The organism is Sinorhizobium sp. 7-81 (assembly GCF_030124405.1).
Taxonomy (GTDB): domain Bacteria; phylum Pseudomonadota; class Alphaproteobacteria; order Rhizobiales; family Rhizobiaceae; genus Sinorhizobium; species Sinorhizobium psoraleae.
Window position 1 is genome coordinate 208,504 of sequence record NZ_JASKLT010000008.1, and the last position, 25,416, is coordinate 233,919.

At 62.1% G+C, this 25,416-nt stretch carries 24 protein-coding genes and 1 tRNA gene; 16 read left to right on the forward strand and 9 right to left on the reverse strand.

Features of this window, described 5'->3' with window-relative positions; all coding sequences use genetic code 11:
* Positions 1 to 5: 5 nt before the first annotated feature.
* Positions 6 to 839: an SDR family oxidoreductase gene (locus tag QN224_RS24110; protein ID WP_283978667.1), complete on the reverse strand. Its 834-nt coding sequence runs from the start codon at positions 837 to 839 to the stop codon at positions 6 to 8.
* A 118-nt stretch (positions 840 to 957) separates the two neighbouring features.
* On the opposite strand from QN224_RS24110, the gene QN224_RS24115 reads away from it, so the two are divergent.
* A complete protein-coding gene (locus QN224_RS24115; RefSeq protein ID WP_269281783.1) occupies positions 958 to 1,833 on the forward strand; it encodes a YihY/virulence factor BrkB family protein in 876 nt (291 codons plus the stop codon).
* Positions 1,834 to 1,893: 60 nt separating this feature from the next.
* On the opposite strand, the gene gluQRS is transcribed toward QN224_RS24115, so the two are convergent.
* Positions 1,894 to 2,790: a tRNA glutamyl-Q(34) synthetase GluQRS gene (gluQRS, locus tag QN224_RS24120; protein ID WP_283978668.1), complete on the reverse strand. Its 897-nt coding sequence runs from the start codon at positions 2,788 to 2,790 to the stop codon at positions 1,894 to 1,896.
* Positions 2,791 to 2,946: 156 nt separating this feature from the next.
* Here gluQRS and QN224_RS24125 point away from each other — a divergent pair, with 156 nt between their 5' ends.
* Together QN224_RS24125 and QN224_RS24130 are read left to right on the forward strand one after the other, a co-directional pair.
* A complete protein-coding gene (locus tag QN224_RS24125) occupies positions 2,947 to 3,594 on the forward strand; it encodes a DNA-3-methyladenine glycosylase (protein ID WP_173509280.1) in 648 nt (215 codons plus the stop codon).
* A gap of 106 nt (positions 3,595 to 3,700) precedes the next feature.
* Positions 3,701 to 4,258, forward strand: a complete 558-nt coding sequence (locus QN224_RS24130) for an HNH endonuclease (RefSeq protein WP_173509281.1) — start codon at positions 3,701 to 3,703, stop codon at positions 4,256 to 4,258.
* 125 nt (positions 4,259 to 4,383) lie between these two features.
* Here the strand turns inward: QN224_RS24130 and QN224_RS24135 are convergent, their stop codons facing one another.
* Complete coding sequence (locus QN224_RS24135) at positions 4,384 to 4,893, reverse strand: disulfide bond formation protein B (RefSeq protein WP_283978669.1); 510 nt, start codon at positions 4,891 to 4,893, stop codon at positions 4,384 to 4,386.
* A gap of 209 nt (positions 4,894 to 5,102) precedes the next feature.
* On the opposite strand from QN224_RS24135, the gene QN224_RS24140 reads away from it, so the two are divergent.
* Together QN224_RS24140 and QN224_RS24145 are read left to right on the forward strand one after the other, a co-directional pair.
* A tRNA-Leu gene (locus QN224_RS24140) sits at positions 5,103 to 5,187 on the forward strand.
* 107 nt (positions 5,188 to 5,294) lie between these two features.
* The gene (locus QN224_RS24145) at positions 5,295 to 6,947 is read left to right on the forward strand and encodes an AMP-binding protein (protein WP_283978670.1); all 1,653 of its coding nucleotides are present in this window, start codon (positions 5,295 to 5,297) and stop codon (positions 6,945 to 6,947) included.
* Positions 6,948 to 7,041: 94 nt separating this feature from the next.
* Here QN224_RS24145 and QN224_RS24150 read toward each other — a convergent pair whose 3' ends face one another.
* The 3 genes from QN224_RS24150 to secA all read right to left on the reverse strand — a co-directional run bounded on the left by QN224_RS24150 (position 7,042) and on the right by secA (position 12,639).
* Positions 7,042 to 8,316: a GNAT family N-acetyltransferase gene (locus QN224_RS24150; protein ID WP_283978671.1), complete on the reverse strand. Its 1,275-nt coding sequence runs from the start codon at positions 8,314 to 8,316 to the stop codon at positions 7,042 to 7,044.
* Positions 8,313 to 9,710 carry a lipopolysaccharide biosynthesis protein gene (locus QN224_RS24155; RefSeq protein WP_283978672.1) on the reverse strand — a complete coding sequence of 466 codons (1,398 nt, stop codon included), beginning with the start codon at positions 9,708 to 9,710 and terminating at the stop codon, positions 8,313 to 8,315. Before QN224_RS24155 ends, QN224_RS24150 begins: the two co-directional genes overlap by 4 nt.
* A gap of 217 nt (positions 9,711 to 9,927) precedes the next feature.
* Positions 9,928 to 12,639, reverse strand: a complete 2,712-nt coding sequence (secA, locus tag QN224_RS24160; RefSeq protein WP_283978673.1) for a preprotein translocase subunit SecA — start codon at positions 12,637 to 12,639, stop codon at positions 9,928 to 9,930.
* Positions 12,640 to 12,881: 242 nt separating this feature from the next.
* On the opposite strand from secA, the gene QN224_RS24165 reads away from it, so the two are divergent.
* The 5 genes from QN224_RS24165 (at position 12,882) to QN224_RS24185 (ending at position 17,143) form a co-directional block, all read left to right on the forward strand.
* Positions 12,882 to 13,736 carry a peptidylprolyl isomerase gene (locus QN224_RS24165; protein ID WP_283978674.1) on the forward strand — a complete coding sequence of 285 codons (855 nt, stop codon included), beginning with the start codon at positions 12,882 to 12,884 and terminating at the stop codon, positions 13,734 to 13,736.
* A 235-nt stretch (positions 13,737 to 13,971) separates the two neighbouring features.
* On the forward strand, positions 13,972 to 15,213 hold the full coding sequence (argJ, locus tag QN224_RS24170) for a bifunctional glutamate N-acetyltransferase/amino-acid acetyltransferase ArgJ (RefSeq protein ID WP_283978675.1): 1,242 nt from the start codon (positions 13,972 to 13,974) through the stop codon (positions 15,211 to 15,213).
* Positions 15,214 to 15,257: 44 nt separating this feature from the next.
* Positions 15,258 to 16,103, forward strand: a complete 846-nt coding sequence (locus QN224_RS24175) for a GNAT family N-acetyltransferase (RefSeq protein ID WP_283978676.1) — start codon at positions 15,258 to 15,260, stop codon at positions 16,101 to 16,103.
* Positions 16,104 to 16,169: 66 nt separating this feature from the next.
* The gene (gene mutT, locus QN224_RS24180) at positions 16,170 to 16,583 is read left to right on the forward strand and encodes an 8-oxo-dGTP diphosphatase MutT (protein ID WP_269281863.1); all 414 of its coding nucleotides are present in this window, start codon (positions 16,170 to 16,172) and stop codon (positions 16,581 to 16,583) included.
* Between the two features lie 239 nt (positions 16,584 to 16,822).
* On the forward strand, positions 16,823 to 17,143 hold the full coding sequence (locus tag QN224_RS24185; protein ID WP_283978677.1) for a hypothetical protein: 321 nt from the start codon (positions 16,823 to 16,825) through the stop codon (positions 17,141 to 17,143).
* A 73-nt stretch (positions 17,144 to 17,216) separates the two neighbouring features.
* Here QN224_RS24185 and QN224_RS24190 read toward each other — a convergent pair whose 3' ends face one another.
* Complete coding sequence (locus QN224_RS24190; RefSeq protein WP_283978678.1) at positions 17,217 to 18,104, reverse strand: methyltransferase domain-containing protein; 888 nt, start codon at positions 18,102 to 18,104, stop codon at positions 17,217 to 17,219.
* Here QN224_RS24190 and QN224_RS24195 point away from each other — a divergent pair.
* The 4 genes from QN224_RS24195 (at position 18,094) to QN224_RS24210 (ending at position 20,698) form a co-directional block, all read left to right on the forward strand.
* On the forward strand, positions 18,094 to 18,939 hold the full coding sequence (locus QN224_RS24195; RefSeq protein WP_283978679.1) for a ComF family protein: 846 nt from the start codon (positions 18,094 to 18,096) through the stop codon (positions 18,937 to 18,939). The genes QN224_RS24190 and QN224_RS24195 overlap by 11 nt on opposite strands.
* 146 nt (positions 18,940 to 19,085) lie before the next feature.
* A complete protein-coding gene (grxC, locus tag QN224_RS24200) occupies positions 19,086 to 19,343 on the forward strand; it encodes a glutaredoxin 3 (RefSeq protein ID WP_173509292.1) in 258 nt (85 codons plus the stop codon).
* 72 nt (positions 19,344 to 19,415) lie between these two features.
* Positions 19,416 to 20,273 (forward strand): carbon-nitrogen hydrolase family protein, encoded by an 858-nt coding sequence (locus QN224_RS24205; RefSeq protein ID WP_283978680.1) that lies wholly within the window; start codon positions 19,416 to 19,418, stop codon positions 20,271 to 20,273.
* Complete coding sequence (locus QN224_RS24210; RefSeq protein WP_283978681.1) at positions 20,270 to 20,698, forward strand: DUF1178 family protein; 429 nt, start codon at positions 20,270 to 20,272, stop codon at positions 20,696 to 20,698. The genes QN224_RS24205 and QN224_RS24210 overlap by 4 nt, the downstream gene beginning before the upstream one ends.
* Positions 20,699 to 20,869: 171 nt before the next feature.
* Here QN224_RS24210 and ubiG read toward each other — a convergent pair whose 3' ends face one another.
* Complete coding sequence (ubiG, locus tag QN224_RS24215; protein WP_173509295.1) at positions 20,870 to 21,616, reverse strand: bifunctional 2-polyprenyl-6-hydroxyphenol methylase/3-demethylubiquinol 3-O-methyltransferase UbiG; 747 nt, start codon at positions 21,614 to 21,616, stop codon at positions 20,870 to 20,872.
* Between the two features lie 382 nt (positions 21,617 to 21,998).
* Positions 21,999 to 23,528, reverse strand: coding sequence for an ABC-F family ATP-binding cassette domain-containing protein (locus QN224_RS24220; protein ID WP_283978682.1), 1,530 nt, complete (start codon positions 23,526 to 23,528; stop codon positions 21,999 to 22,001).
* Between the two features lie 191 nt (positions 23,529 to 23,719).
* Between QN224_RS24220 and QN224_RS24225 the strand changes: the two genes are divergently transcribed.
* Complete coding sequence (locus QN224_RS24225; protein WP_269281869.1) at positions 23,720 to 23,848, forward strand: hypothetical protein; 129 nt, start codon at positions 23,720 to 23,722, stop codon at positions 23,846 to 23,848.
* A 266-nt stretch (positions 23,849 to 24,114) separates the two neighbouring features.
* Positions 24,115 to 25,389, forward strand: a complete 1,275-nt coding sequence (locus QN224_RS24230; RefSeq protein ID WP_269281870.1) for an aspartate kinase — start codon at positions 24,115 to 24,117, stop codon at positions 25,387 to 25,389.
* Positions 25,390 to 25,416 lie beyond the last annotated feature (27 nt).

Sequence of the window (25,416 nt, forward strand, 5' to 3'; positions counted from 1 at the left end):
TTCGGTCAGCCGAGGCGGCCGATGATGCGATAGAACAGAGCGGCCGGCAGGAGTTTCTTCAGCAGCGCACCCTGCTTGGCGGGTCTTGTTACTATATAGTGCGGCCGCGGCCTGCGTGACGTCAGCGCATGTTTCAAGACGACATAGACCGCCTCGGGGCCGAGCTTGCCGGACGCCGGTTTGCTTTCGCCGCGCAGGCGTCGCATCTGCCGCTCGTACTCCGTGCGATGGACGGAATTCTTGAGATCGATGAAACGCTCGATATAGGGTATCGCATTGGCCGTGAATTTCGATGCGATCGGCCCGGGCTCGATCAGGCTGACGTCGACGCCGCTGCCGGCAAGCTCCATTCTCAGGGTCAGCGACAGTCCCTCGAGCGCATATTTCGAGGCGTTATACGCGCCCCGCCAGCGGTAGGGGACGATGCCGAGGATCGAGGAGCACTGGACGATGCGGCCATGGCCGCGTGCGCGCATCGCCGGTATCACGCGGCGCGTCAGGTCATGCCAGCCGACGACGTTGGTTTCGAGCTGCAGCCTGAGCGCCTCGGGCGGAAGGTCCTCGACCGCGCCCGCCTGTCCATAGGCACCGTTGTTGAAGAGCGCATCGATCCGCCCGCCGGAACGGGCCATCACCGCCTCCACAAGCGCTATGATCGTTTCCGGTCTGGTGTAGTCCATGATGAAGGTTTCGATGCCTTCGGCCTCCAGTTCCGCCTGATCTTGCGGCTGGCGAACGGTCGCGAATACGCGCCAGCCGTCCGCCTTCAGGGCGCGGGCGCAATAGGCTCCGATGCCGGAAGAACAGCCGGTGACGATGATGGCGGGGCGATCGGGCATCCGGTCGATTCCTGTAGAAATCCATCCCCCGTTTCCCATATTCATCGCTGGGATACAAATTGAATTGCATGTGTACACTCGCGTCATTCCGAGTGGATGCCGCAAGCTCGGAGATGGAATGCCAGCCCTCGTTCGCGTCATCTGGAAGGTCATATTCGATGCGCTCTGGCACTTCAGCGAGGACGACGGCTGGGCTATGGCAAGCCACGTTGCCCTTTCCTCTCTGATGGCCGTGTTTCCGTTCCTGATTTTTGGTACGGCACTCGGCAGCTTTCTCGGCGCCGACCAATTTGCGGTGACTGCCGTCCATCTGATTTTCGACGCCTGGCCGGAATCGATCGCGAAACCCGTGGCGGACGAGATCGTGGAGGTGCTGACGGTTCAGCGCGGCGGCCTGCTCACCATTTCGGTGCTGGCGGCCGCCTATTTCGCCTCGAATGGGGTCGAAGCGCTCCGGATCGCGCTCAACAGAGCCTATAGGGTCGCCGAAAGCCGTCCCTGGTACTTCACCCGTCTCTCCAGCCTTGCCTTCGTGCTCGCGGCCGTCCTCATTCTCGCCGCCGTCAGCATCCTGCTCGTCGCCGTACCGCTCGCCGTCCGCAATGCCGACGAGTGGCTGCCTTGGCTCGATGCGGTGCTGGCGACGGTGGACAATTGGGGGTTGGCGCTGGCGCTGGTGATGGTGACTTGCGGGCTTCTGGTATCGCATCTGTGGCTACCCGCCGGGCACCGCAAGATCGTCGACGTGCTGCCCGGCATCGTTCTGACGCTGCTCCTGTGGTCGGTCGGCGCCTATGCATTCGCTTCGTACATCTCGACCTTCTCCAATTACGTCGCGACCTATGCCGGTCTCGCCTCGGTCGTGATCGTGCTGGTTTTCCTCTACATGATCGGTGCCATCTTCATCATCGGAGCGGAGATCAACGCCGCAATCATGAAGTTCAGGGTGAGGCGCATGGTCATGCGCAGCTTCCAGGCGACGCGGGACGAGTGACCGCCGGCTTGCAATGATCGTGATCCACATGAGCCGGTGCGGTAAGCGGGCGAACATCGTTCATGATGCGCCCTCGAGGACCATGGCGCGGACGTCCGCCGGCGAACGCCCGGCGACGCGGAAGGCGGCAATGCCCGTGTCCTGATTGCTCTTCGACAATTTCCGCCCGTCCGGTCCAAGAACAAGTCGATGATGCAGGTAGACCGGCTCCGGCAGATCGAGAAGCCGTTGAAGCAGACGGTGGACGGAGGTTGCAAGATAGAGGTCGCGTCCACGCACGACATGGGTGACGCCCTGCAGGGCATCATCGACCACCACCGAGAGATGGTAACTCGACGGCGCATCCGAGCGCGAAAGGATCACGTCGCCCCAACCGGCCGGATCGGCTGTGATCAGGCCCGTTTCACCTGTCGGGCCGGCCCCCGTTTCCCGCCATGTCAGCGGTTCGGCAACGAGCTTGATCGCCTTGGCGACGTCGAGGCGCCAGGTATAGGGCCGGTCGCCGGCCACAAGGGCGGCCTGCGCGCGAGGCGAGAGCTCGCGCTCGTGGCCCGGATAGAGAGGCGATCCGTCCGGATCGCGCGGCCAGACCGTGCCCTCGGCTTCTGCCGCAGCCACGGCTGAGCGGATATCGCCGCGGGTCATGATGGACGGATAGACGACGCCCATGGTCCGCAGCCGCTGAAGCGTCTCGGCGTAAAGATCGAGATGGTCTGACTGGCGCCGGACCGGCTGTTCCCAGGCAAGCCCCAGCCAGGCGAGATCCTCGAAGATCGCCGCTTCGAACTCCGGCCGGCAGCGCGCCCGGTCGATGTCTTCGATCCTCAACAGGAAGCGACCATTCGTGGCGGCCGCCATGTCATGATTGAGGATGGCGGACAGGGCGTGGCCGAGATGCAGCAGGCCGTTCGGGCTCGGCGCGAAGCGAAAAACGGGTTGCTCTGGCAAAATGGTCATCGTTTCCCTTTGCATGGAAGAGGTATAGAGGTCATCCGCTTTCTACAGCGCCGTGCGTCTTTTCAGTCGCACGGAGGACGCTGCAGCACTTTGAATTCCTGCATGTTTTTGTCTTTAAATCGGTTAGGATTTAAGGAAAGATGCAGTGGAGGGCGTATGCGGATCATCCGGACACACGAGGACATCGAGGCCGGGCTTGCCGGTCTGGTGATGCTCGACGCCCGTCTCGAGCATGTGGTCGCCAAGGCAGGGCCGGTGCCGCTCAGGCGTACCGATCCCGGCTATCGCGGTCTTGCCAATATCATCGTTTCGCAAATGGTCTCGAAGGCGAGCGCTGCCGCGATCTGGCGGCGCATGGAGGCCTCCCTTGGCGAGATCAGTCCGGCCGCAGTTCTTTCGCTTGGCGACGAAGATTGCCGGCAGTTCGGTCTTTCCCGCGCCAAGGCCGACACCCTGCGTCGCGTCGCGGCAGCCGCACATGCAGGCGAGATCGACCTCGACGCCATCTGCGATGCGGACGCCGCTGTTGCGGTTCGCGAACTGACGGCGATCAAGGGCGTTGGCCGGTGGACGGCGGAAGTCTACCTGCTTTTCTGCGCGGGCCATCCGGACGTCTTTCCGTCCGGCGATGTTGCCCTGCAGAACGCCATCGGCCACGCGCTCGACTTCGATCTGCGTCCGACGGCAAGCGAGATCGATTCGCTCGCGACCTCCTGGTCACCGTGGCGCAGCGTCGCCGCCCGGCTGTTCTGGGCCTATTATGCACAGGAAATGCGGCGCGATGCGATGCCGGTGACGCCTTGAAGAAAAAAGCGAATCCTTCGCGTCGTTTTTCTTTGTGGCTTCACAATCCTGTCGCAACGCGCCTAATATAGAAGGTGCAGATGCCGAATCGATCAGGAGAATACGCTTGACGATTGCAGTCTCACCTCAGGCCTTGCCGGCGCTCGTCTTGAACGCTGACTACCGGCCGCTGAGTTATTACCCCTTGTCGCTCTGGTCCTGGCAGGACGCGATCAAGGCCGTCTTCCTTGACCGCGTCATAATCCTTGCTGAATACGAACATTCGGTCTCGTCGCCTAGCTTTTCGATGCGGCTGCCGAGCGTCGTTTGCCTGAAGAGCTACGTGCAGCCGTCGCGTCATCCGGCATTCACCCGGTTCAACGTTTTCCTCCGCGACAAATTCGAATGCCAGTATTGCGGATCGCCTGACGATCTGACCTTCGACCATGTGGTGCCGCGCGCCCATGGCGGCCAGACGACGTGGGAGAATGTCGTGGCGGCCTGTTCGCCCTGCAATCTGCGCAAGGGCAGCAAGTTGCCGAAACAGGCCAACATGTTCCCTCACCAGAAGCCCTATCACCCGACGGTGCAGGACCTGCACAACAACGGCCGGCTTTTCCCGCCGAACCATCTGCATGAAAGCTGGATGGACTATCTCTATTGGGATGTCGAACTGCAGCCGTAACGGTCGGGCCTACTGCCTGTTTCCTTAGATCGTCGCCGATTCAACGATAAAAACATCCAGCAATTCAAACCCTACAGCGTGTTTGCGTTTGATAGGACGCGCAGCGCTGTAAGGCGAAAGCAGCGTCAGGCCTTGGCGGCCCCGCGCAGAGCGATCGCCGCGAGAACGAGGCTTGCGATCACGTTCCAGCCGGCGAAGGAAAGGCCGAACACCCGGAGCGCTGCATCCGTGCAGGAGGGGGCGTGCTTGGCATCGAGATCGCCGAGCAGATCGCCGACATCGGACGAAACGCCCTGGGCGGTCGTCGCGCAGGTCGACGGTCCCTCCCAGAAATGCCATTCGACACCTGAGTGATAGACGCCCAGGCCGGCGCCGACGAGCATCAGGATGCCGACGAGAAGGAGCAGCGTTCGCGTGATCCATGCCGGCAGCTTGAGGGCGCTCGCGACGATTGCCAGGATGCCGAGCGGAATGCCGTAGTAATAGGGGTTGCGCTGCAGCAGGCAAAGCGCACAAGGGATGTAGCCGCCGATGTGCTCGAAACCAAGCGCGCCGCCGACAGTTGCCGCCATGCCGAGCGTGACGAGTACGGCGCCAACAAGGTGTTGGCGTTGAGCGACGGAAGCTGCGGTCATGGATACCTCGCGCTTATGCGAAACGGCGGACGGCGATGCCGGCCGTACAAATACGACGCCTTCTTAAAAAGGATCAGCGTCGCTGTAAATTGCCCGCATAATACAGAGTTTGCACGCTTTTGTGATCGCCGGAGGCCGAAATGCAATTTCGCGGTTGACCGCCGCGAAATCGATCGTGTAAATCGCAAACCGCTGACATCATAGCCTTGGCCCCATTGGCGGAATTGGTAGACGCGCTCGACTCAAAATCGAGTTCCGAAAGGAGTGCTGGTTCGACCCCGGCATGGGGCACCACTACATCCCCGCAGATCGTCGGACACGTACCCGCAGCCGCCCCTCCATTGAACAGACGGGGGTGAAAATGCTAGCTGCGTGGCGGAAAAGTTCTGTTGCGGCGGCCCATGCTCCCGAAAATCGAAAATTACGACGAACTTTACCGCGATTTCCGCTGGCGGATTCCGAAGCACTTCAACATCGGTGTTGCGGTCAGCGATGCCTGGGCGGAGCGCGAACCGGAGCGCGTCTGCCTTCAGCATTTCAGGCCTGACGGCGGGCATCTGTCCCTGACCTACGGTGAATTCGCGGCGCGCTCTTCCGCCTTTGCCGGTGGATTGGCGGATCATGGTGTGAAGCGCGGCGATCGTGTCGCCATCTTCCTGCCGCAGGGCTTCGAGGCCGCGATTTCGCATGCCGCGATCTACAAGCTTGGCGCGATCGCCTTGCCGCTTGCTTTGCTGTTCGGCGTCGATGCGCTCGAATATCGCCTGCTGGATGCCGGGGCGACGGCGATCGTCACCAATCGGTTCGGCTATGAGCGGCTTGCGGCGATCCGGGCGAAGTTGCCGGAACTCGGCCTCATCGTGCTTGCGGAAGAGGCGGATGAGCCCGGGACGGTTCGTTTCGACCGGCTCGCGAACAGCGGGAAGCGTTTTGCGGCGGCCGAGACGACGCCGGATGATCCGGCGCTGATGATCTATACCTCCGGGACAACAGGGCCGCCAAAGGGCGCGCTGCACGGCCATCGTGTCCTGCTCGGCCATTTGCCGGGCTTCCAGTTCCATCATCATTTCCTGCCGCGCCCGGGCGACCGGATGTGGACCCCGGCCGATTGGGCCTGGGCTGGCGGTTTGCTGAACGCACTATTGCCGTCGCTGCTGCTCGGCGTGCCGGTCGTTTCGTCGCCGGCCCAGAAGTTTGATCCGCATGTGGCTTTCCGGATCATGGAAGAGATGGACGTCCGCAACGCCTTCATCCCGCCGACGGCGCTTCGGCTCCTGAAGGCCGTCGACCGACCCCGCGACCACTACGCCCTCACGCTGCGCACGATCGGTTCTGCGGGTGAGTCGCTCGGGCGCGAGACCTTCGAATGGGCAAAGGCTGCGCTCGGGATCGAAGTCAGCGAATTCTACGGCCAGACGGAATGCAATATCGTGATCTCTTCGGCGGCAAATCTCGGCGTCTTGAAGCCCGGCTCCATGGGCAAGGCGGCGCCTGGCCATCGTGTGGCGATCATTGACGGCGAGGGTCGCGTCCTGCCGCCGGGCACGATCGGGCAGGTGGCTGTGCGGCGCCCGGACCCGGTGATGTTCCTCGGCTATTGGCGCAACGAGCAGGCGACGGAAACGAAGTTCATCGGGGACTGGATGACGACCGGCGATCAGGGCGTGATGGACACGGAGGGTTATTTCACCTTCTTCGGGCGTGACGACGACGTCATCACCTCGTCGGGCTACCGCATCGGTCCCGGCGAGATCGAGGATTGCCTGGCCGGCCACCCGGACGTTCAATTGGCGGCGGCTGTCGGCAAGCCCGATCCGCTCCGCACGGAAATCGTCAAGGCCTATGTGGTGCTGAGACCCGGCGCCTCTGCCGATGAGGAGACCGCGGCCGGGATTCGCAACTGGGTGAAGACGAGGCTCTCCATGCATGAATACCCGCGCGAGATCGAGTTCGTCGACAGCCTGCCGTTGACCACGTCGGGGAAGGTGATCCGCCGGCTTCTGCGCGACCGGGCGGCTGCGGAAGCGTCCGCTGCATGTTCCCTTGAATCGTAGCCCATTTAAGAGAACATGCAGCAATTGAAAGTGCTCAGCGTCCTTTGTCGTCTGGCAAGACGCGGCGCTACAGAGCAGTAAAGCCGGCTGCGCGTCAACGGCCGGCAAGCGCGCGTATCTTTTCGCGGAGCAACCGCGCCATGTTGCGGGTGTTGCGATAGAGGTGGAGCTGGGCGGCGACCTGCCGGACATCGCGGTCACGGTTCTGCTGCAGGCCGATGACGAGTGTTCCCATTTCCTCGCGCTCCTGCCAGAAGCGGCCTATTACCGGATGGTCGGGCACGGCGCAGGAATCGGAGCGGGCTATATTGGCATCGTCGAGGTGCCATTCCGTCAGTTCGGCGAGCAGCAGCTTGCCTGGCGAATATTTGGCATATCGCTCGTCATAGGTCGTCTTCCACGTATAGGCTTCGCCGGCCATAAGCAGAACGACCATGGCGGCGATCGCCCTGCCATCGAGATCGAGCGTGTGGATGCGGACGCTGTCCGTCTCGGCAAGATTGGTGATCGCCTCCCTGGCGAAGGCGGCGCGGAAGCGATCCATGATCATGGCGCTGCGCTCTCGCCCCTTCCAGCCGTAAGCCTCCAGCGCCAGGAATTCCTCCATGCGCAGCCGGATTTCCTCCGGCCGGCGCGCGACGTTGTAGATCAGCTGGCCGTGCTTTTCGAGGTTCTTCCACTGGCGCCGCAATTCCTTGAAATGTGGGCGTTTGATCGCCTTGCGCAGATAGGTCGGGCCGTCGAGCAGGCTTTCGAGCATCGGCCGCTCGAAGGTGTCGGTCACGGTCAATGGCAGGTTTTCGCCGATCGCGATCGCGCGGGCGAGCTGCGCGAACTGGCCCTTGAGCCTCACGTCCGGCAGCACGAGCACCGGCGGCAAGCCGGACGAGGGGGCGGCCAGCGCTTCATAGAGATTGCTGAGCGTTTCGGCCGCGTCTTCCGCGTCGAGCAGCGGTACGCCCAAGGGGCCGAATGGGTTCGACCAGGCACGAATGATGGTCGCGCCGATCGCGAAGCCGGGCTTCTCGATCGAGAACGGCATGAGGAAGCGCATCCGGCTGCGGTGTTCGTCGCTGTCCCGGATCACGGCGAGCCGGATGACCCGGTCTTCAAGGCGCGGCATGGCCGGAGCGAGAAAGCGGCCGGTAAAGAATATGTTCGGTTCTATGGCACGGTTCGAGAGGAAGTCGAGCTCTCGCTGCAGCTCGTAGCCAGCCTTTGCGGAATAGATCGAGAGATATCGGCCGGGCCGCCCGACACTGACGGTCTGCTCGGGCTGCAACGAGTCGAAGCCCGGCTGGGCCAATCCGGCGAGCAGGCGGCTCGCCCTGCTGTTTGCGTCTCCGGGAAGGGGGGTGTTGCCGATCATGGACGGATCGCCTCGTTCTTGTCGTTGCCGCGTCCTCTGCCCGCGAAAGCGAGGAGCGGGATGTCGAAAGTGCGTCTTGCAGCGAGGTGCAGAATTGCCGCCTCGACGAACATCGCTCCAGCGGTGGCGAGCGCCGCGCCCGTCAGGCCGAAAGCCGGGATGAGAACGAGGTTCAGCGCGATGTTGACGGCGAGAGCGGTAGCATAAAGGATCACACAGAGCTTCTGCCGGCCAGCCATGGTGAGCAGCGTTTCGACGGGGCCGACGAAAGCCTTGGCCAGAATGCCGGCAAAAAGGATCGCCATCAACGGCGCGCCGGCGGTAAAGGCCGGGCCGAACAGCGACAGCAGGAACTGGCCGACGAGGAGCACCGCGCCGCCCATCGCGAGCGAGGGCCAGAAGGACCAGTGCGCGCTTTCGGTCGCGATTTCGGCGAGTTGGCGGCGATCGCGGGCAGCCATCGCCTCGGAAAAGCGCGGCCCGGCCGCTGCCTTTACGGCGAACATGACAAAATGCACGAGAGCCATGGTCTTGGCGGCCGCGAAGTAGATCGCCACGTCATCCGGCGGCAGGTAGAGCCCGACGATCACGACGTCGGAATTGGTCAGCAGGAAACCGAAACCGTCGACGAGAAATATCGGCACGGAGAGGCGCAGCCACGGTCCGAGTTCGATCTTCATCGGCCCGCGGACGTACCGCCTGCGGAGGCGTCGTGTCATTGCGAGAAACTGCCCGAGCGTCGTGACGTAGGTGGCAGCCAGGGCGGCGATCATTGCGGTCTTCGCCGTGTTGGGCAATCCGGCGGCGGTGGTGGCGAGCACCATGAAGGCGAGGATGAGCAGCGGCCGGATGATGAAGGTGGGACTCAACGCGGCGAATGGCCAGCTGTGCGCGCGCGCGGTGCCGTCCATGACATCGCCAAGTGCGATCATCGGCAGGGCGACAAGGCCGAGATAGAGGGCGACGAGATAATAGCGCTCGATCATGTCCGCAAAGAACCAGAGACCAATGCCACCGAGTGTGGCCAGCGCAGTCGCCGAAAGGAGCGCAAAGACGCGCGAGACCGTGGTGAGGCCGCGGATTTCCGCCACGGCGTCCGCCGTTTGATATTCCGGCAGAAAGCGGATCACGGCCGTGTGCAAGCCGAGGCAGGACAGGTTGCCGAACAGGATGGCCAGGACCCAGACGAAGACGAAGACGCCGTATTCGAACTCGCCCATGAGACGAGCGAGAACGATCTGCGAGACGAGGGCAATGGCTGCACTGAAGATGCGGATCGCAAAGGCGATCAGGGCCGTGCGTTGCGCGCGGCCCTTGGGGTCGGTGCTGGAGGCGATCGATCCAAGCCTGCCGGGCAGCGGAGACAGGCGGTGCCTCAGCGCCGACGGCAGCATTCGTCCGGCCGATTGACATACCGCCATGAACACGAGGACACCCTGATTCTACGCAATACAGGGCTTCACTTCTGCCAGATCAGCGTTAACAAACGGTTCAGCGCGGCCATTTCGACGACGGCCATCACCATCCGATCCGTGAAAATCAGCGCCGGATCATGCGGTAGGAAAAGCCGAAGGCGCGCCTATGAAAATGCCGCCCGAAGGCGGCATTCGATCATGCTTCATACGTTCCATGGCAATGCTTGTATTTCTTGCCGGAGCCGCAAGGGCAGGGCTCGTTGCGCGATACCTTGCCCCAGGTCGAGGGATCGGCCGGATTGCGGTTCGTTGGCGCGACGGCCAGCAGCGACGCTCCGGATTGGGCGAAGTCGTCCTCGCCGGTCAGCGGGTCGATGTGATGACCTTCCATCGGCGGCAGCGGCTGCGGTGCTTCGGGTGCCTCGCGCACCAGTTCGACGCGCATCAACTGTGCCGTCACGGCCTGGCGGAGATTGCCGAGCAGGGCCTGGAACAGTTCGAACGCCTCGGACTTGTATTCCTGCAGCGGATCGCGCTGGGCGTAGCCGCGGAAGCCGATGACCGAACGAAGATGGTCGAGGTTGACGATGTGTTCGCGCCAGAGATGGTCGAGCGTCTGCAGTACGACGGAGCGCTCGACATATTGCATGACGTCGGGGCCGAAGCGTTCGGTCCGGTCGGCCGCTGCCTTGTCGGCGGCCTCCCTAACGCGTTCGAGAATATCGTCCTCGGCAATACCCTCTTCCGCAGCCCACTCGGTGATCGGCAGGTCGAGATTGAGATACTGCTGGACGTCCGCTTTCAGGCCTTCGACGTCCCATTGCTCGGCATAGGCGCGCTCGGGAATCCGCTTGCTGACGACATCCTCGATCACTTCGTTGCGCATGTCGGTGACCGTCTCGGTGACGCTCTCCGCATCCATCAGTTCGATGCGCTGCTCGAAGATGACCTTGCGCTGGTCATTGAGCACGTCGTCATATTTCAAGAGGTTCTTGCGGATGTCGAAGTTGCGTGCCTCGACCTTCTTCTGGGCGCGTTCGAGTGCCTTGTTGATCCACGGATGGACGATTGCTTCGCCTTCCTTCAAGCCCAGCTTCTGCAACATGCCGTCCATGCGGTCGGAGCCGAAGATGCGCATCAGATCGTCCTGGAGCGACAGGAAGAACTTCGAGCGGCCGGGATCCCCCTGACGGCCGGAGCGGCCGCGCAGCTGGTTGTCGATGCGGCGGCTCTCGTGGCGCTCGGTGGCGAGAACATAGAGACCGCCAGCGGCGAGCGCCTTCTCCTTGAGCTTCTGCACCTCTTCGCGGATCGCCTTTTCGCGCGCTTCGCGCTCGGGGCCGGGCTCTATCTCGTCCAGTTCCTGCTGGATGCGCATGTCCGGGTTACCGCCAAGCTGGATGTCGGTACCGCGGCCGGCCATGTTGGTCGCGATCGTGATCGCGCCGGGCACGCCGGCTTGCGCGACAATATAGGCTTCCTGCTCGTGGTAACGGGCGTTCAGGACCTGGAACTTCGAGAAGCCGCTCTTCTTCAGCATTTCGGCGAGAAGCTCGGATTTCTCGATGGAGGTGGTGCCGACGAGCATCGGCTGGCCACGCTCGTGCGCCGACTTGATCTCGTCGATGATCGCCTTGTACTTCTCGCCGACCGTCCGATAAACCTCGTCGTCCTCGTCGATGCGCATGATCGGCAGGTTGGTCGGCACTTCGATCACTTCGAGCCCGTAGATGTTGCCGAACTCCTCGGCTTCGGTCGATGCGGTGCCGGTCATGCCCGCAAGCTTATCGTACATGCGGAAGTAGTTCTGGAAGGTGATCGAGGCAAGCGTCTGGTTCTCGGGCTGGATCTGGACCTTTTCCTTGGCTTCCAGCGCCTGGTGCTGGCCTTCGGAATAGCGGCGGCCCGGCATCATGCGGCCGGTGAACTCGTCGATGATGACGATCTCGCCGTTGCGCACGATATAGTCCTTGTCGCGCGTGAAGAGCTTATGGGCTTTCAAAGCATTGTTGACGTGGTGGACGATCGCGACGTTCTCGATGTCGTAAAGCGACTCGCCTTTCAAGAGGCCCGCCTGCCGCAGCATGTTCTCGAGCTTCTCGGTGCCTTCTTCGGAGAAATTGGCCGAGCGCTGCTTCTCGTCGATTTCGTAGTCTTCCGGCGAGAGCAGCGGAATGAACTCGTTGATCGTATTGTAGAGGTCGGAGCGGTCGTCGAGCGGACCGGAGATGATCAGCGGCGTGCGCGCCTCGTCGACCAGGATGGAATCCACTTCGTCGACGATCGCGAAGAAGTGACCGCGCTGCACCATCTGCGAGCGCTCGTATTTCATGTTGTCGCGCAGATAGTCGAAGCCGAGTTCGTTGTTGGTCGCGTAGGTGACGTCGCAGGCATAGGCGTCGCGGCGCTGCTCGTCGGTGAGGCCGTGAATGATGACGCCGGTCGTCATGCCGAGGAAGCCGTAAATCCGGCCCATCATGCCGGCGTCGCGCTGGGCCAGATAATCGTTGACCGTCACGACATGCACGCCCTTGCCGGCCAGCGCGTTGAGGTAGACGGGCAATGTCGCGACGAGCGTCTTGCCTTCGCCGGTCTTCATCTCGGAAATGGCGCGCTCATGCAGGATCATGCCGCCGATGAGCTGGACGTCGAAGGGACGCAAGCCGAGGACGCGGCGCGCGGCTTCGCGCACGACCGCAAAGGCCGGCACGAGGATGTCGTCGAGCGTCTTGCCTTCGGCCAATTGCTGGCGGAATTCCGCGGTTTTTGCCGCCAGCGCTTCGTCGCTCAAGGCCTTCATTTCGGCTTCGAGAGCGTTGATGGCGTCCACCCGGCCCTTGTAACCACGGACGCGGCGCTCATTGGCGGAACCAAACAACTTGCGGGCGAGGCCGCCGAGACTGACCATACGAATGGCCCTTTCTTTATTTGTCGCCTGGGGTTTCAGGTTGGGTTTGAAAAACCGCATAATGCCATGAAACGCCCGGAAACTGTTCTGGACGCGAGGTTGCGTGACAGATAAGAGGGGGGTCGGATTATGTCAACGCACTTGCACAGCCGGAAGGCTACAGAACGGCCATATTCTGGTGTTGTGCAGCCGCAAGGGCCAGAGGCAATCGAGCTGGCGGCCAAAGGTGAAAGGTTAGTGAAATGTCCAGATACAAGACTTTGGCGGCCGCGGCATTCGTCGTGGCAATCGCTGTGCACGGAGCGCGCGCCGAAGGGACCGATCCGGTGATCGCGACAGTTGGCGGGCAGGAAGTCCGTCAGTCCGAACTCAATCTCGCTCTCAGTGGTCTTGATCCGCAGCTTCAGCAGATGCCGGAAGAACAGAAACGCGCCGCGGCGCTTTCGGCCGTTATCGATGTCAAGCTTCTGGCAAAGAATGCCGAGAAGGAAGGCCTGCAGGACGACGCCGTTTTCAAGCAGCGTATCGCTTACCTTACCGAACGCGAGCTGCACAATGCGTTCTTCAAGAAGCATGTCGTGGACGCGGTGACGAAGGAAGAAGTCAAGGCTCGCTACGACAAGGAAGTTGCCGCCATCCCGGCACAGGAAGAGATCAAGGCCCGCCATATCCTGGTGAAGACCGAGGATGAGGCAAAGGCCGTGATCAAGGAGCTCGAGGCAGGCAAGAGCTTCGTCGAGCTCGCCAAGACCAAGTCGTCCGATCCGAACAAGGATGAGGGCGGCGATCTGGGCTACTTCGCCAAGGGGCGGATGGTGCCCGAATTCGAAGAAGCAGCATTCGCCCTCGAAAAGGGCGCCTATACCAAGACCCCGGTGAAAACACAGTTCGGCTTCCACGTCATCCTTGTCGAGGACAAGCGTCCGCAGGCGCCGCCGACCTTGGAACAGGTCGAGCCGCAGGTGCGTCAGCTCGTCATGCGCGACAAATACCTGGAGCTTCTGGCTTCCGCGAAAAAGGAAACCGGCGTCGAAATTTCGGATCCTGCGCTCAAGAAGGCCTACGACGAGGCCAACAAGCCGCAGGAAACGAAGTAAGGTATCGCAGGATGTCGTTTCGCCTGCTGCATGTTTCCTTAAATCGTAGCTGACCTAAGGATAAGAACATGCAGCAATTCCAGGTGCTACAGCGTCCCTTGCGCGTCTGATAGACGCGCGGCGCTCTAGAGGGGCGGAGCGACGTCCGGTCCCGCTCATCGTCGATGCCCGACGGCGCGATGCCGCTCGGGCATTGTCGCAACATTATCCAGGCTTCTCCAAAGCAGGTTTACCCATGTCCGGCTCCGTTTCTCCGCTTGCTCCCAAAACCTTCGCCGAAATGCCGCCGCTTCGAGGCGTGCGCATGGCAACGGCCGCAGCGGGGATCAAGTACAAGAACCGCACCGACGTGCTGATGATGATCTTCGACGAACCCGCTGCGGTTGCCGGCGTCTTCACCCGATCGAAATGCCCGTCCGCACCGGTCGATTTCTGCCGCAGGAACCTCACGGGGGGCGTTGCGCGCGCCGTGGTCGTCAATTCGGGCAATGCGAATGCGTTCACGGGCAAGAAGGGGCGGGAGGCGACCGAACTCACCGCGCAGTCCGCCGCCAAGGCTGTCGGATGCAGCGAGAGCGAGATCTTTCTGGCCTCGACCGGCGTGATCGGCGAGCCGCTCGATGCGACCAAATTCGCCGGCGTGCTCGATGGTCTTGCGGTTTCCGGCAAGGAGGATTTCTGGTTCGAGGCGGCCAAGGCGATCATGACCACGGATACCTATCCGAAGGTCGCGACCCGCAGTGCCGAGATCGACGGCATCACGGTGACGATCAACGGCATCGCCAAGGGGGCCGGCATGATCGCGCCCGACATGGCGACGATGCTCTCCTTCGTCGTGACTGATGCCGACATCGCGCCGGAAGCACTTCAGGCCCTGCTTTCGGCTGGCGTCGGTCCGACGTTCAACTCCGTGACGGTCGACAGCGACACCTCCACCTCCGACACTCTGATGCTGTTTGCGACCGGCGCGGCGGCGAAGGACGGTCAGGCAAAGGTGGTCGACGCCGCCGATCCGCGCCTCGAGGCCTTCCGCACCGCCCTCAATGATGTGCTGCGCGATTTGGCTCTCCAGGTCGTGCGCGACGGCGAAGGCGCCCGCAAGATGGTCATCGTGACCGTCGAAGGTGCGGAGACCGATGCCGCCGCCAAGCGCATTGCGTTGTCGATCGCGAATTCGCCTTTGGTCAAGACGGCCGTTACCGGAGAGGATGCGAACTGGGGCCGCGTGGTCATGGCCGTCGGCAAATCCGGAGAGATGGCCGAGCGCGATCGGCTGGCGATCTGGTTCGGCGATGTGCGTGTCGCCGTGGAGGGCGAGCGGGATACGCATTATTCGGAAGCGGCTGCGAGTGCCGTCATGAAAGGCGAGGACATTCCGATCCGCGTCGACATCGGCCTCGGTTCGGGCCGCGCGACCGTCTATACCTGCGATCTGACCAAGGAATATGTCGAGATCAACGGCGACTACAGAAGCTGACGATTTCGCGCGATGCGGTATCCGGGACCCGGGGTTAAGGGCGAATGACATCGAACGACAGGCGGCCGCCGACGGAAGGCGCGGCGGTTGGGGAAACGATCATGGTTGATCTTCCGAGTGTGCGTCGGCTGGAAGCCGTCGGCTTCCGCGCCTGGCCGGCTCCGAACGTTCAGTACGACGGCAGTTGGCTGATCCGTCTTACGGCCGGACACGCCTCCAAACGTCTGAACTCCGTCAATCCGCTTGATCCGTCGGATTACCGCGACATTGCCATCCGGCTTGAAAAGGCAGGCAAGCGCTTCTCCGACTACGGTCGTCAACTCACGGTTCGCCAGACGCCGCTGACGCCGCCGCAACTGATCGCCTACATGGACAATGAAGACTGGGCCGCATTCGGACACAGCCTGGTGCTGACGGCCGATCTCGTCGAGCGCGACTTCGGCGATGGCATCGATCACCTCCCGATCAAGGATATAGGCCGCTTCGTCGATGCGCGTATCCTGATCGGCAGGGAGGAGCCGCAGACCAAGGCGGCGCTCACCGAAATCATCAATGCCATCAAACCGGAATGCGGTCTGTTCCTGTTCGAAGACCTCGAGATCGGTCCGACCGCGGTGTCGCTGGTAGTTCAGGACAATGATCTTGCCGGCATCATGCAGTTCGCCGTGGCCGAGGCCGTGCGCCGAAAGGGCGTCGGTTCGGCGCTGCTCGATGCGTCGCTCCGCTGGGCACGCCTCAAGGGCGCGAAGAAGGCCTGGCTGCAGGTGGAGGCCGAAAACGAGGCGGCGGTCGAACTTTACCGTAGGGCCGGCTTCACCGAAGTCTATCGTTATCTCTATCGGACACCTACAGCGCCGTGCGTCTCTTCAGACGCACAAAGGTCGCTGTAGCACTTTGAATTGCATGTTTTTTCCTTTAATCGGCTCCGCTTTTAAGGAACATGCAGAAGGGGCTGAATGGATATGCAGGGAAAGAAGATCGTGCTGGTTGCGGCCTGCGCTCTCGTCGATTCCGACGGCCGCATTCTCCTGGCGCAGCGTCCGGAAGGAAAGCCGCTTGCCGGGCTCTGGGAGTTTCCGGGGGGCAAGGTGGAGCCGGGTGAAACGCCCGAGGTGACGCTGATCCGGGAGCTTGAAGAGGAACTCGGCATCCGCACCAAGGTCGCATGTCTTGCGCCGCTCACCTTCGCGAGCCACAGCTATGACGACTTCCATCTGCTGATGCCGCTTTATGTATGCCGGCGCTACGAAGGCTTCGCCGAGGGGCGCGAGGGCCAGACGATCAAGTGGGTGCGGCCGAAGGCGCTGCGCGACTATCCGATGCCTCCGGCGGACGAGCCGCTGATTCCGTTTCTGATGGATTTGCTTTGACCGATCCAACCTCGGCTGTAGCCCTTGCCTGATCGCTTTGGTCCCGTAAAAGCTCGATTTTTAGCGGAAAATCTCAAACTTTATTAATCAAAAGTTTATCACCCTCCTGCAATGATAGGGGCATCAGTTTCGGTGCTCGGCGGCTTCTGACGTGGCACCGGTTTCGAGCAGGTGTGGTCAGGTCGAGGCTTGGGAAGGATGCTTTCGCCCGCCGCTCTTTACGTGTTTGCGAGGCTGGGATGGTGGACGAAGATTTCTGGAGGACAGTTCAGGACAAGGATCTGGCGGCGAGCCAGGCCCGCCGGACGGGCGTGCTCAATCTGTCGCTGCTGTTCGGAACGGCGGTGATCGCGCTGACGCTGATCCTCACGCCGATGCTGTCGTCAAAGACGGACAAGCGCATGTTGGCGAATACGCCGATGGCCTACGACAATATTTCGACCGGCTCGATTCCCTCGAACGGCACCAGCCGGCGCTACACGGTCCGCCGCAGCGTGCTGCAAGAGACTCCGGGCGCCGTCTGCATCATCGATGCGGATGGCAGCAAAAGCGGATGCTGAGCTGAACGCGGGGGCAAGTCAAAGTGCTCCAGCGTCCTTCAAGCGTCTGATGAGGCGCGCGACGCAGCGTCGTTTACTTCTCTTTCAATGGATGTTCATCGACGCCGAGCGCCTCGGACAGTCTTTGCTTCGCGGAACCGGGTTTCAATGGCTTTTGCTGGCTCTCGTGCGGCGCCCAGCCGGAGACGTAAATGATCGAAAACGTTGCGCGAACGCGGCCGTCGGGGTCGGAGAAGCGCTCCGCGTAGAGCTCGGCCGCCCTCAGGAAAAACCGTCGAGAGACGGGCGCGCGGCTACGCGCCGCCAGCGGGTTGGCCATGCCCATGGCCCTCAGGTCCTTGAGCAAACCGAAGAGGGAATCGTAACGGACCGTATAGGTTTCGGCGTCTGCCACCGGCAGGGCAAAGCCAGCCCGCTGCAGAAGGGCGCCCATTTCGCGGACGTCGGCAAACGGAATGACCCTCGGGCTTGCTCCGCCGGTCAGTTCGGCTTCGGCCGCCAGAAGCGTGTCGCGAAGCTCCTGCAGCGTGCCGCTCCCCGGGATCGCCGCGAGGAACAGGCCATCCGGCTTCAACACCCGACGGGCCTGAATGAAGACGCCTGGCGTATCGTTTGTCAGATGCAGCGAAAGCGGCGACACGACAAGATTGAGGGATTCCGGCGCGGCGGGAATCTGCTCCAGTGGGGCGACCGTAACAGGTTGATCGGCGGAACCGAAGCCCTTGTCCGTTTCCACCCTCTCGATGGTTCCGACCTTGCCTGTCGCCGCAAGGCACTCGGCTGTGAGCCCGGTGTAACCGTGCAGTTCCATCGCGCGATCGAACTGCCGCTCGACCACGCTCACCCGATCGGCGAGCTCCCGTGCCACGATATCGAGCAGGAAGGTCGCCTTCTCGTCGGCGTGAAGCAGGGCCCTGTGGCGGCGCGCCTCAACGAGGCTCTGGTCAAAGATGATTTCCACGATACTCTCTCCGAAATCACGGATGCAAAGAAACCCTGACGTGGACAAAGTCAACCATATGGAACCGGAAGGATGGCGAAATCGGGCCCTGCGTTGGGCGGCGCTGTTGAGCCGATTCGGGACCGACGCTGTCGGCATCGTCTTTCCGCCGGTCTGCTGCGGTTGCGGCCGGTTGACTGGACATCATCATGCCGTTTGCCCGGCTTGCTGGTCCGGCCTTCGGCTGATCGAGCGGCCCTATTGTGAAATCCTGGGGCTCCCCTTTGCTTTCGACCCCGGACCGGGTTCCGTCTCTCCCGAAGCGATCGCCGAGCCGCCCGTCTTCGACCGGCTTCGTTCAGTCGCGATCCACGAAGGCGTCGTGCGCGACCTTATCCACGGTTTGAAATATCGCGACCGCACCGATCTGGCGCCGATGATGGGCGAATGGATGATCCGTGCGAGCGACGGAGCGGTGGCGGCGGCCGACATGATCGTGCCGGTTCCGCTGCATGCATTCCGCCTCTGGCGGCGAAAGTTCAACCAGGCCGCGGAACTCGCGCGCGTCATTGCGGCGCATGCGGAAAAACCCTACCGGCCGGACGTGCTTCGTCGCATCAAACGCACCAGCCGGCAGATCGGACTCGGCGCCCGGGCGCGTGAGGAGAATGTCCGCGGCGCCTTCGTCGTCCCTGAAAGCGGCAGACCGGGTCTCGGCGGGAAAAGAATTGTGCTCGTGGACGATGTATATACGACCGGTGCAACCGTCTTGGCCGCCACCCGCGCGCTGAAGCGGGCAGGGGCCGGGGACGTCACGGTTTTGACCTTTGCAAGAGCAATGTCCGGTCCTATATGACTACAGCGCAGCGCGCCTAATAAAACGCGCAAAGGTCGCTGTAGCACCTTGAAATGCTACATGCTTTCTTGACTGGGAAGCGGTTCAAGGAAGCATGTAGCGGCAGACGTCCGGCATCGATGCCGGTGAAGGAGCGGTTCAGGATCATGGCTTCGGTTGTCATTTATACGCGTCAGTTCTGCGGCTATTGCTCGGCGGCAAAGAAACTTCTCGAAACCAAAGGCGTCACCTTCGTCGAGCACGATGCAACCTTTGATCCGGGCATGCGCCAGACGATGATCGAAAAATCCAACGGCGGCACGACGTTTCCGCAGATTTTCATCAACGACCTCCACGTCGGTGGCTGCGACGACCTGCATGCGCTCGACCGCGCCGGCAAGCTCGACGAACTGCTCGCTGCCTAAAGGTTTGACGCGCAGCCGTCGCGCACGACCAAAGCCTTGGCGTGCGTGAAGATGGCTATGGAGACAAGAAAGATGAGTTTCAAAGCAGCTGCCGTCCAGATGTGTTCCGGCGTCGATCCCGCGCGAAACGTCGAGGGGATGACGAAGCTCGTGCGCGAGGCGGCCGCTCAAGGCGCGACCTATATCCAGACCCCGGAAATGACCGGTGCCATCCAGCGCGATCGGACGGGGCTTCGTTCCGTACTGAAGGACGAGGCGAACGACATCATCGTGCGCGAGGCGGCCAACCTCGCAGGAGAACTCGGCGTCTATCTCCACGTCGGGTCGACACCAATCGCTCTTTCCGACGGCAAGATCGCCAATCGTGGCTTCCTCTTCGGGCCGGACGGGGTCAAGATCTGCGACTACGATAAGATCCACATGTTCGATGTGGATCTTGAGAATGGTGAAAGCTGGCGCGAGAGCGCGGCGTACCGCCCCGGTGCTACCGCGCGTGTTGCCGATCTTGCCTTTGGCAAGCTGGGCTTTTCCATCTGTTACGACGTCCGCTTCCCCGAGCTTTTCCGCCAGCAGGCAATTGCCGGTGCCGAGATCATGTCGGTGCCAGCAGCCTTCACCCGGCAGACCGGCGAAGCGCATTGGGAGATTCTGCTGCGCGCCCGCGCCATCGAGAACGGGTTCTTCATCATCGCCGCCGCGCAGGCCGGAGAGCATGAGGATGGCCGTGAAACCTTTGGTCATTCGATGATTATCGACCCTTGGGGCCGCGTGCTCGCCGAGGCCGGCCCGACCGGGGAGGGGGTCATCATAGCCGACATCGACACTGCCGCAGTGCATGGCGCGCGCGCAAAAATACCCAATCTCAAGAATGCCCGCAGTTTCGTGCTGGATGAGGTGACGCCGACCGGGAAAGGGGGCGTTGCAGCGTGATCCGTTACAATCTGTCGTGTGACAATGGCCATGACTTCGAAGGCTGGTTCGCGTCGAGCGGCGACTTCGATTCCCAGGTCGAGCGGCGTCTGGTCGCCTGTCCCACTTGCGGCTCTCACTCCGTCAGCAAGCAACTGATGGCGCCTTCGGTATCGACCGCACGCAAGAAGGAGGCGACGCGCGCGCTGGTGATGGATCGGGCCCAGAAGGAAACGATTGCCAAGATCCGCGAACTGGTCAATTCGATCCGCGAGAATGCCGATGACGTCGGTGAACGTTTTCCGGAAGAAGCGCGCAAGATCCATTATGGCGAGGCCGAGCAGCGCGGGCTGATCGGCAAGGCAAGCGCGGAAGAGGCGATCGCGCTTCTGGAAGAAGGCATCGAGATCGCACCCTTGCCCGCGCTGCCGGATGATGCCAACTGAGAGTGATAATCACGACGATTTGGGTCGACCCAGAGACGCCCCCCTACAATGGAGGGGCGAAGTGCCCGCTGCGATCGCCTGCCAATTCAATCGGTTTGTCAGGCGTAGACCGAGCAGGCCCCTCCTACCTGTGGGAAGGGGTTGGGGAGGGTAAGGGCCGTGCCCCTTAGGTCAGACCGGCCGCTTGGCGACGATCATGTAGTTGACGTCCATGTCCCTCGACAGGTTCCATTGGTTTGCGAGCGGGTTGAAGAACACGCCGGTGCGATCGGCGATTTCCATGCCGCTGGCCTGGAGCGGTTTTTCGAGTTCCTCCGGGCGAACCAGTTTCTCGTACTGGTGGGTGCCGCGCGGAAGCCAGCGCAACAGGTTTTCCGCGGCGAAGATCGCGAGCGCCGCGGCTTTTACCGTGCGGTTGATCGTGGCTATGAACATCAGCCCGCCGGGCCGAACCATATGGGCGCAGGTGGATACGAAGAAGTCGACATCGGAGACATGCTCCACCACCTCCATATTGAGGACGATATCGAAGCTTTCGCCGGCTTCGGCGAGCGCCTCTGCCGTGACTGCGCGATAATCGACGGAAACGCCGCTGCCGGCGGCGTGCGTCTTGGCGATGCCGATATTCTTTTCCGATGCATCCGCCCCGAGAACATCTGCGCCCATGCGCGCCATCGGTTCGGATAAGAGCCCGCCTCCGCAGCCGATATCGAGCAGCCGCAGGCCTTTGAGCGGCTGCGAGCCTTTGGGGTCACGGCCGAAATGTTCCGACGCCTTGTCGCGGATATAGGCAAGCCGCACCGGATTGAACTTGTGCAGCGGGCGAAACTTGCCGGTCGGATCCCACCATTCCGCCGCCATCGCGGAAAACCGGTCCACTTCGCTCTGGTCGATCGTGGTGCGCGCCGTCTCGGTCATCGGGATGCCTCCGTATTGTTCAGAGCGGACGAGGAAATTGTGACACCGCTTTCGCCGCATCCCGCTCCAATTGTCCTAGGTGAAGTCGGCTGATCCGGGAGCGATGTCAAGGGGATCGTTCAGCCGTCGCGTTGGCCGTCAAGGCTCCACGCGCCCCGGAATCGCTTCCATCTTTTCTCCTTCCTTCCGATTCCTCCGATCACGCGGACTGCGGCTGGTATGCCAGGATGACGACGCCGGACCCCAGCGGGCGTGTGACGACATCGCGTTTCCCCCCCGAAGCCGATCGCTGCCGACGCGCGGACGCGATGAATGGAAGTGGTTGCGCTGGTTTCGGCCGAGCGTGCAGCGTCCCGCCAGCGGGCGGGACGCTGCACGGTGCTCACGCCTGACCTGTTGTCGCGGAGGCAAAGAAATCCTCCGGCCCCTCGACCTCGACGAGCCGCCGGTTCTCGATCAGCCAGAATCGATTGCCGACGGCGCGCACGAAGCTGCGGTCGTGCGAGACGAGAAGGCAGGTCGCCTGGTTGGCCATCAACTCCGATTCCAGCGCTTCCTGTCCTTCGATATCCAGGTGGTTGGTCGGCTCGTCGAGCAGATAGAAGTTCGGCTCGGTAAGCCTCAGCACGAGCATTGCGAGCCTTGACTTTTGGCCACCCGAAAGAACACCGATCGGGCGCGTTTGCAGGTCGATGCCGAGGCCGGCGCCCGCCAGCAGGGCGCGCGCCCTTTGATCGCCGATCTCGAAACGTCGACCGAGAGCGGCAAGCGGCGTGTCGTCATCTGGCAGGCCGGCAAGCGCCTGGTCGCTGTAGCCGAGCACGAGCGACGGGGTTGTCTTGATCCTTTCGGATGCGCCATCCGGTCCGGATATTGCTGTCTTGATCAGGTTGACGAGACGCGATTTCCCGGCGCCGTTGTGCCCGAGCAGGACGATGCGGTCGCCTTGGCAGATCCAGCGCTTGCCTGTCTTGAAGAGCAGGCGCCCCTCCGGAGTCTCCACGGATGCGTCGTCGAGCGTTACCAGGATCTTGGCGTGCGTGCCCCGGTTGGCGAGCCGAATGGCGCCGGATGACCGTTCTTGGAAGCCCGGCCGTGCTGAATCTTCCAGACGCTCCGCCCGCTGCCGCAACTGTTTCGTCTTGACGGTCAGGAGATCGCTGCCGGAGTTGATGCCGATATTGTTGAGCTTGGCCGCCTGCCGGCGCAGCTGCTGGGCGGTCTTCATCTCCTTTTGGTAGCGCCGCTCGTCCGAGGCATCGATCTCGTCCAGGGCATCGCGGGCGCGAGAATAGGGAAGCGAGAAGACATGGGACTGCTCCGGCCGCAGAAACAGCGTCCGGTTGGTCGTTGCGTCGAGAAAGGCGCGGTCATGGCTGGAGATCAGCACGGGAACATCACGGGGCAGGCTATTGAGCCACGTCTCCAGCTGCATGATCTTGGCGAGGTCGAGGTGGTTGGTCGGCTCGTCGAGCAGAAGCGCGTCCGGATCCATAACCGCCGCACGGGCAAGCAGGGCAAGCCTCTGCCATCCACCGCTCAGCGCCGCGATTGGCCGGTCGCGAAGCTCCGGCGGAACTTCGAGCGAGTCCAGCATGACGTCGACCCGCCAGCTCTCGGTTTCCGCCTGTTCCTCCGGCAGTACCTGGCGGACAGCATCGTAAAATGACTTGCTGAAGATGGCGGTCGGCACGGCTTGTTCCACATAGCCGATGGTGAGACCGCGCGCGCGTGTGATTTCACCGGCGGTCGGATCGAACCCGCCCGCGATGCATTTCAAGAGCGTGGATTTTCCTCGCCCGTTGGCAGCGACGATGCCGATACGGTCACCGGCTGCAACCGCAAGGTTGAGGTTCGAAAAGAGCGGCGCACCCAAGGTGACGCCGAGATTCCTTACATTGATCAAGGCCATTGTCGTTCTCTGGACTGCCCGAGCTGAGGCTTCGCATTTCCGACGTCAATCGCGGAAGAAGCGAAGCGGGGCCGGATGCGAACGTCAGCGCGTCGCCCGGGCCACTCGGCTCGGTTTGATGACGATAGGCGGCCAGTGAACTTTATCGTTCGGCGCCGCACGACGACTGGGCAGACCAGGAGGTGATGAGAATGAGCTTCAGTCTCTGGTCAGCCCTGCAAACGCATCTGCAGGGCGGAGACGGGGCCACGCTGGCGGTGGTGCCGGAAGTATGTGATCACGCGCAGCCCTCCTTCATCAATCGAGTTGCGGTGCGTTGATAACATTGCAGGCAAGGACTTGCAACCGGGGGGCGACGAGAGGCCCGGGACCGGTTCCAGACACCGGCCGGAACCTCGGGCATTCCGTCGCCTTGCCATTGCACGTCGCCTGTCGATCCGCTAAGAGACGCCGCGACTTTCCGCTCCCCGAAGCGGTGACTGGCCGATGTCCGAGAAGTGCCAAGCTTTTTTGATCGTCAGGCGCCGGCGGGGGCGCTTTCTCTGTCGCGCGCTCGCGCGCAAACATCGGTACCGGTAGAGGCGAAATGGCACGCATCGTTATGAAATTCGGCGGAACGTCCGTCGCAAATTTGGAACGCATCTACAATGTCGCTCGCCATGTAAAACGTGAAGTCGATGCCGGCCACGAGGTCGCCGTCGTCGTTTCCGCCATGTCCGGCAAGACCAACGAACTGGTCGGCTGGGTGGAAAGCATGCCGAAGGTTGCCGGTTCGAACGCCCCGTTCTACGATGCGCGTGAATACGACGCCGTTGTCGCCTCCGGTGAGCAGGTCACCTCCGGGCTGCTCGCGATCGCGCTGCAATCCATGAACATCAATGCGCGTTCCTGGCAGGGTTGGCAGATCCCGATCAAGACCGACAATGCCCACGGTGCCGCCCGCATCCTCGACATTGATGGCGCCGATATCATTCGCCGGATGGGTGAGGGCCAGGTTGCGGTCATCGCCGGGTTTCAGGGTCTCGGTCCGGACAATCGCATGGCGACGCTCGGCCGCGGCGGCTCGGATACCTCAGCCGTTGCGATCGCTGCCGCCGTCAAGGCCGACCGCTGCGACATCTACACCGACGTCGATGGCGTCTACACGACCGACCCGCGGATCGAGCCCAAGGCTCGGCGGTTGAAGAAAATCGCCTTCGAGGAAATGCTGGAAATGGCTTCCCTCGGCGCCAAAGTGCTGCAGGTGCGCTCGGTCGAGCTTGCCATGGTGCACAAGGTCCGCACGTTCGTGCGCTCTTCTTTCGAGGATCCCGATGCGCCGGGCATGGGTGACCTTCTGAACCCGCCCGGAACGCTGATTTGTGATGAGGATGAGATCGTGGAACAGGAAGTCGTAACCGGCATTGCCTATGCCAAGGATGAAGCTCAGATTTCGCTGCGCCGTCTGGCAGACCGGCCGGGCGTTTCCGCCGCGATCTTCGGGCCCTTGGCGGAAGCGCATATCAACGTCGACATGATCGTGCAGAATATTTCGGAAGACGGTTCGAAGACGGACATGACCTTCACCGTTCCCTCCGGTGATGTCGATAAGGCGCTGAAGGTGCTGTCCGACAACAAGGAAAAGGTCGGCTACGACGTCGTCCAGTCGGAATCGGGCCTCGTCAAGGTCTCGGTGATCGGTATCGGAATGCGCAGCCATGCGGGCGTCGCCGCGTCGGCCTTCCGTGCGCTTGCCGAGAAGGGCATCAACATCAAGGCGATCACAACCTCCGAGATCAAGATTTCCATCCTGATCGACGGCCCATATGCGGAATTGGCGGTTCGCACTTTGCATTCCGTCTACGGTCTGGATAAGAGTTAAACAGCAGGCAGTTGATTTGGGATTCGC